This is a genomic window from Sphingomonas sp. CCH10-B3 (assembly GCF_001556185.1).
In the GTDB taxonomy this organism is placed as follows: Bacteria; Pseudomonadota; Alphaproteobacteria; order Sphingomonadales; family Sphingomonadaceae; genus Sphingomonas; species Sphingomonas aquatica.
Genome location: NZ_LSIJ01000023.1, coordinates 1 through 6,431, shown reverse-complemented (window position 1 = coordinate 6,431; position 6,431 = coordinate 1). Strand labels below are relative to the sequence as shown.

The following is a 6,431-nucleotide window of genomic DNA, read 5'->3' as shown; positions in this document are numbered from 1 at the left end:
CCCCCGATGACTGATCCCCAAATCCCCAACGACGATACCCGCCGCAGCAGCATCGCTGCCCTGCCCGGTCAGGCAATCGATACCGTGCGCGAAACCGCTGCCGAGACCGCCCGCCGCACCGCCGACACGATCGAGGGCAATCCGCTTTCGGTGCTCGTCGGTGGACTCGCGGTCGGCGTCCTGGCAGGTGCGCTGATTCCCAAGAGCGCGCGCGAAGTCGAAGCACTGAAGCCCGTCGGCAAGCGGCTGACGCAGGGGGCCGGCATGGCCGCCCGCGCGGCACGCGACGCTGGCCTCGCCGAACTCGCCGCCGCCGGCATCAGCCGCGATGCGGCGCGCGAACAGATGCGCAAGCTGGTCGGCTCGGTCGTCGATGCGGCGAAGAGCGCGGGTGACGCTGCTGCCAAGGCGGCGCGCAAGGCCGACGTCAAGGATGAGGCAGCAACCGACGCGACCGCTCAAAAGACCGACAGCGCGGGGTTCAAAGACCTCGGCTGAGCCGCTAGAGGCTGGTGTGTGTTACCAGCATCAGGAAGTGCGGCATGAGCAAACTCCACCTCGTTTTCGGCGGCCGCGTCCGCGATCCGCGCACGCTGGAGTTCGACGATCTCGACACGATCGAGATCGTCGGGCTTTTTCCCAATTATGCGGAGGCTGAGAAAGCCTGGCGCGCCGCTGCGCAGCGGACCGTGGACGATGCCGAGATGAAATATGTGGTGGTGCATTTGCACCGCTTGCTCGAACCCGATCTGCTCGCGCCCGGGCCGACTTCCTGAGCCGTCAGGCGTCGCGATAGCGCCACAGCAGCAACGGCCGCGCCAGCGCCAGCCCCGCGATGAAACCGCCGATATGCGCGCCGATCGCAATCCCGGGGCCACCGCCGATCGTCGCAAAGCCGATCAGCAACTGGATCAGCACCCAGCCGGCTAGCAGCCACACGATGCGGACCACACGCGGCGGTATCGGACCAAGCCGAGGCACCGGCTGGTTGGCAAACAGCAGGGCATAGGCACCGACGAGCGCCGAAATGGCCCCGCTTGCACCGATCATCGGGACAACCGATCCCGCGCCCAGCGCCCATTGTCCCGCTGCCGCGAAATAGGCCCCGACGGCATAAAGCGTGACGAGGCCCCACGTCCCGATCGTCCGTTCGAGCATCCGACCGCAGACGACCAGCATCACCATGTTGAGCGCCAGATGCACAATGCCGCCATGGACCAAAGTCGCCGTCAGCGGGGTGATCCAGAACGGCAGCAAAAACACGCCGGGCGGCGCGCCGACCGGATGCAGCACCGTCGCCGGGACGAAGCCAGCGCTCATTGTCACCAGCGCCTGACCACCGAACAGCTCGGCGAGCAACCACGTGGCGCAGGTGATGCCCGTCAAGAGCGTCGTGGCGGGCAGCGCTTCCAGCGCCGACCGCTGTACGCCGGGCCAGCGCGCTTGGTTCAAATGAACTCGATCTTCGAGACGAGGTAGTAACGGTCGCCCGACGGCACTGTCACTTCGACCTCGTCATCGACCCGGCGGCCGATCAGCGCGCGGCCGAGCGGCGAGTTATACGAGATGCGGCCGGCATTGGCGTCCGCCTCGGTCTGCCCGACGATCTGGTATTTGACCGGCTTTTCGTCTTCGTCGAGCAGGGTCACGGTCGCGCCGAACACGATCTTGTCGCCCGACAGCGTCGTGGGGTCGATGATCTGCGCGCGGCTCAGCTTGTCCTCGATGTCGCTGATCGAGGCTTCGATCTGGCCCTGGCGTTCCTTGGCGGCGTGATATTCGGCATTTTCCGAGAGATCACCGTGGGCGCGCGCTTCTTCGATCGCGTCAACAATCAGTGGGCGCTCGGCCCGCAGTCGCTTGAGTTCGGAAGAGAGCTTTTCATACCCTTCCGCGAGCATCGGCATCTTGTCGACCGTCGCCATGTCGAAACGTCCTTCAAAAAATCACTTGCCCCAAGCAGGCCCCCCACCGGACCCGCCCGCACGTCATATTGTCATGTCGGGGATCAGCTGTGCGAACGACCATAATAGGATTGCAGCGGCCGCACTTCAAGCGGCTGCGTGCCGAGCGTCGCGATCGCGCGTGCCGCTTCCACGCTCGCCGACGCAGTTGTGAAATACGGAATCTTCTGTGCGACTGCCGATGCCCGGATCGGCTGCGAATCCTTCAGCGACTGCCAGCCTTCGGTCGTGTTGAAGATCAGGTCGATCTTGCCGTCCTTGATCCGGTCGACAATGTGCGGGCGGCCTTGCGCAACCTTGTTGACGCGGTCGACCGGCACGCCCTGTTCGGCGAGATAGGTCGCGGTGCCGCCGGTTGCGACGATCGTGAAGCCGAGCTCGGCAAGCGTGCGCGCGGCGGGCAGGATGACCGGCTTGTCGCTGTCCTTGACGCTGACGAACACATTGCCCCCTGCTGGCAGCACCGTGCCCGCGCCGAGCTGTGCCTTGGCGAAAGCGAGTGAGAAATCGGGATCGATTCCCATTACTTCGCCGGTCGACTTCATTTCCGGACTGAGCACCGGATCGATGCCGGGGAAGCGGCTGAACGGGAACACGGCTTCCTTCACCGCATAATAAGCGATGTGGCGCTCGACCGGCGGCAGCGCGGCGAGCATTTCACCCGCCATCACCCGCGCGGCGATCTTCGCGACCGGCGCGCCGATCGCCTTGGCGACGAACGGCACGGTGCGGCTGGCGCGCGGGTTGACCTCGATCAGATAAACCAGCCCGTCCTTGACCGCGAACTGGATGTTCATCAGCCCCTTGACCGATAGCGCCTTGGCAAGGGCCTTGGTCTGGCGCTCGATTTCTGCAACCACCTCGTCGCTGAGCGAATAGGGCGGGATCGAGCAGGCGCTGTCGCCCGAATGAACTCCGGCTTCCTCGATATGCTGGAGCACGCCGGCGACCACGACATCGACGCCGTCGCTGATCGCGTCAACATCGACTTCGGTCGCATCGCGCAGATATTGGTCGATCAGCACGGGGGAGTCGCCCGACACCTGCACCGCCGTCTGGATGTAATCGTCGAGCTGGACCGGTGAGTCGACGATCTCCATCGCGCGTCCGCCGAGCACATAGCTGGGCCGCATCAGCACCGGATAGCCGATGCGGCTGGCGACCGCGATCGCCTCGTCGCGGCTGCGGGCGATGCCGTTGGCGGGCTGGCGCAGGCCCAGCTTGTTGATGAGTGCGGCAAAGCGCTCGCGGTCTTCGGCAAGGTCGATCGCATCGGGGCTGGTGCCGAGGATCGGAATGCCCGCATCCTCAAGCGCTTGCGCGAGATTGAGCGGCGTCTGCCCGCCGAACTGGACGATCACGCCGACGAGGGTGCCGCTTTGATGCTCGACATGCAGGATTTCGAGCACGTCTTCGGCGGTCAGTGGCTCGAAATAGAGCCGGTCGGAAGTGTCGTAATCGGTCGACACCGTTTCCGGATTGCAATTGACCATGATCGTCTCGAACCCGGCATCGGCAAGCGCGAAGCAGGCGTGGCAGCAGCAATAGTCGAACTCGATTCCCTGCCCGATCCGGTTCGGCCCTCCACCCAGAATGACGATCTTTTTCCGGTCGCTAGGCGCGCTTTCGCATTCGGGTTCGCCGAAGCTGGGGGCCTCGTAGGTCGAGTACATGTACGGCGTCTTGGCGTCGAATTCGGCGGCACAGGTGTCGATGCGCTTGAACACCGGCCGCACGCCGAGTTTGTGGCGCAGAGCCCGCACTTCGGCTTCGGTAATGCCGCCGGTCATCGCGACGACAGCGTCGCGGATCAGCCCCGAACCGCGCGCGATCCCCCGTTCCGAGCCGGCGCGCAGCCCCGCCGACTTGAGCGCGAGCCAGGCAAGCCTTTTGTCGGCAAAGCCCATCGACTTCAGCCGCCGCATACCGGCTGCATCGCGCGGCAGGCCGTTGGCGATCACATCGTTTTCGGCGGCGACGATCTCAGCGATACGTTCGAGGAACCACGGGTCATATTTGGCAATCGCATGGACCTCGGCGACGGTCATCCCTTCGCGCAAGGCCTGCGCCGCGATCAGCAGCCGGTCGGGCGTCGCGCGGGCGAGCGCGGCTTCGATTTCGGCACGCGGGGCGCAGACGAGCGCATCGACCTGATTAAAGCCGCTCAGCCCCGTCTCCAGACCCCGCAGCGCCTTTTGCAAGCTTTCATGAATGTTGCGGCCGATCGCCATCACTTCGCCGACCGACTTCATCGCGGTCGACAATATGGCTTCGGCGCCCTTGAACTTTTCGAAGGCGAAGCGCGGGATCTTGGTGACGACATAGTCGATCGTCGGTTCGAACGACGCGGGCGTGGCACCGGTGATGTCGTTCATGATCTCGTCGAGGGTATAGCCGACCGCGAGCTTCGCCGCGACCTTGGCGATCGGGAAGCCCGTCGCCTTCGACGCCAGCGCGGACGAACGCGACACGCGCGGGTTCATTTCGATGACGATCAGGCGACCGTCTTTCGGATTGACCGCGAACTGAACGTTCGACCCGCCCGTCTCGACGCCGATCTCGCGCAGACACGCGATGCTCGCGTTGCGCATGATCTGATATTCCTTGTCGGTCAGCGTCAGCGCGGGCGCGACGGTAATCGAATCGCCGGTATGGACCCCCATCGGATCGATGTTCTCGATCGAGCAGACGATGATGGCGTTGTCGGCGCGGTCGCGCACGACTTCCATCTCATATTCCTTCCAGCCGAGCAGCGATTCCTCGATCAGCACTTCGGTGGTCGGCGACGCGTCGAGCCCCTTGCGGACGATTTCCTCGAATTCCTCGCGGTTATAGGCCACGCCGCCGCCGGTGCCCCCAAGCGTGAAGCTCGGCCGGATGATCGCGGGCAGCCCGACCTTCTCGAGCCCCGCGAGCGCTTCCTCCATCGAATGCGCGATCGCCGAGCGCGCCGATTCGAGCCCGATCTTGGTCATCGCTTCCTTGAACTTCAGCCGGTCCTCGGCCTTGTCGATCGCGACGGCATCGGCGCCGATCATCTGCACGCCGAACTTCGCGAGCGTGCCGTCGTTGAACAGCGCGAGCGCCGTGTTGAGCGCGGTCTGCCCGCCCATCGTGGGGAGCACCGCGTCGGGGCGCTCCTTCTCGATGATCTTGGCGACGATTTCGGGCGTGATCGGCTCGACATAGGTCGCGTCGGCGAGTTCGGGATCGGTCATGATCGTCGCCGGGTTCGAATTGACGAGGACGATGCGATAGCCTTCCTCGCGCAAGGCCTTGATCGCCTGCACGCCGGAGTAATCGAACTCGCACGCCTGACCGATGACGATCGGGCCAGCGCCAATGACGAGGATGGAAGAGATGTCGGTGCGTTTGGGCATCAGCTTTTTTTCGTTCCGTTCATGTCATTTGCAGGGAGGGCGGCACGAGCAATCATGCGCCCCTCCCCAGCATCAGCCAAAGCACCACGCCCCCAAGCACCGCCAGCGCGAGCCAGCGGATGACGGGGCCGGGGATGCCGGTCGGGCGCGGGGGGTGCTGCGTCGGTGCGGGGATCGGGTGGATGGCGGGCGCGCTGTTGGCGCGGTAAGCGGCATCGGGGCCTTCCGCGGCCTTGGGCGCCGTGCCCGCGAGCGTCGCCTGCGCCATCGCGGCTTGGGCAAGCACCGCGCGCGGGTCGGCGGGATTGGCATCAGCACTGGTCGCGGCGGCGCGGGCTTGGGGGCTGAGCGAGACGACAACGCCTTCCTCGGGCGCGCTCGGCGACACTGCGGGCGCGAGCGCCTTCAGCGTCGCTTCGGTCAATGCCGCCTTGGTCGTCGCGACGCCGCGCGGAACATTGTTGCCGGGGGCGCCGACCCGGTCGATCACGCCGCCCGCCGATCGGCGATCAGCCCGAGGAAACGCTGGAACAGATAAAGGCTGTCCTGCGGCCCCGGGCTGGCCTCGGGGTGATATTGCACGCTGAACGCGGGCTTGTCGGTGAGCTCGAGCCCGGCGTTCGATCCGTCGAACAGCGACACATGCGTCTCGCGCGCATTGGCGGGCAAGGACTCGCGCTCGACCGCGAAGCCGTGGTTCATGCTGGTGATTTCGACCGCGCCATCCGACAGCCGCTTGACCGGGTGGTTGGCGCCGCGATGCCCTTGGAACATCTTGGTCGTGCGCGCCCCGACCGCGAGGCCGAGCAGCTGATGGCCGAGACAGATGCCGAAGATCGGAATGCCGGTGTCGAGCAGCTGCCGGATCACCGGCACGGCGTACTCGCCGGTCGCGGCGGGATCGCCGGGGCCGTTCGAGAGGAAGATTCCGTCGGGCGCGAGCGCCATCACTTCGTCGAACGTCGCGGTTGCGGGGAGCACCGACACGCGCGCGCCGGCGTGGACGAAATTGCGATAGATGTTGCGCTTGGCGCCGTAATCGATCGCGACGACATGGGGTCGGCTCGCTCCCCCTCCCGCAGGCGGG

Annotated in this window: 7 protein-coding genes; 2 read left to right on the top strand and 5 right to left on the bottom strand. The window is 65.6% G+C overall.

Annotated elements, in window-relative coordinates; genetic code table 11:
- Window positions 1-498: hypothetical protein (locus tag AX672_RS18845; protein WP_202189248.1), on the top strand; the 498-nt coding region annotated here is incomplete at its 5' end.
- 44 nt (window positions 499-542) lie between these two features.
- Window positions 543-776, top strand: coding sequence for a DUF4170 domain-containing protein (locus tag AX672_RS05650; RefSeq protein ID WP_066649577.1), 234 nt, complete (start codon window positions 543-545; stop codon window positions 774-776).
- A 4-nt stretch (window positions 777-780) separates the two neighbouring features.
- On the opposite strand, the gene AX672_RS05645 is transcribed toward AX672_RS05650, so the two are convergent.
- The 5 genes from AX672_RS05645 to AX672_RS05625 all read right to left on the bottom strand — a co-directional run.
- The gene (locus AX672_RS05645; protein WP_231731164.1) at window positions 781-1,452 is read right to left on the bottom strand and encodes a rhomboid family intramembrane serine protease; all 672 of its coding nucleotides are present in this window, start codon (window positions 1,450-1,452) and stop codon (window positions 781-783) included.
- Window positions 1,449-1,925 carry a transcription elongation factor GreA gene (gene greA / locus AX672_RS05640; RefSeq protein ID WP_066649574.1) on the bottom strand — a complete coding sequence of 159 codons (477 nt, stop codon included), beginning with the start codon at window positions 1,923-1,925 and terminating at the stop codon, window positions 1,449-1,451. The genes AX672_RS05645 and greA overlap by 4 nt, the downstream gene beginning before the upstream one ends.
- Before the next feature lie 83 nt (window positions 1,926-2,008).
- On the bottom strand, window positions 2,009-5,344 hold the full coding sequence (gene carB, locus AX672_RS05635; RefSeq protein WP_066649572.1) for a carbamoyl-phosphate synthase large subunit: 3,336 nt from the start codon (window positions 5,342-5,344) through the stop codon (window positions 2,009-2,011).
- A 52-nt stretch (window positions 5,345-5,396) separates the two neighbouring features.
- A complete protein-coding gene (locus AX672_RS05630; protein WP_066649570.1) occupies window positions 5,397-5,834 on the bottom strand; it encodes a hypothetical protein in 438 nt (145 codons plus the stop codon).
- A partial coding sequence (locus AX672_RS05625) for a carbamoyl phosphate synthase small subunit (protein ID WP_168727352.1) occupies window positions 5,831-6,431 on the bottom strand: 601 nt, incomplete at its 5' end. The genes AX672_RS05630 and AX672_RS05625, both read right to left, overlap by 4 nt.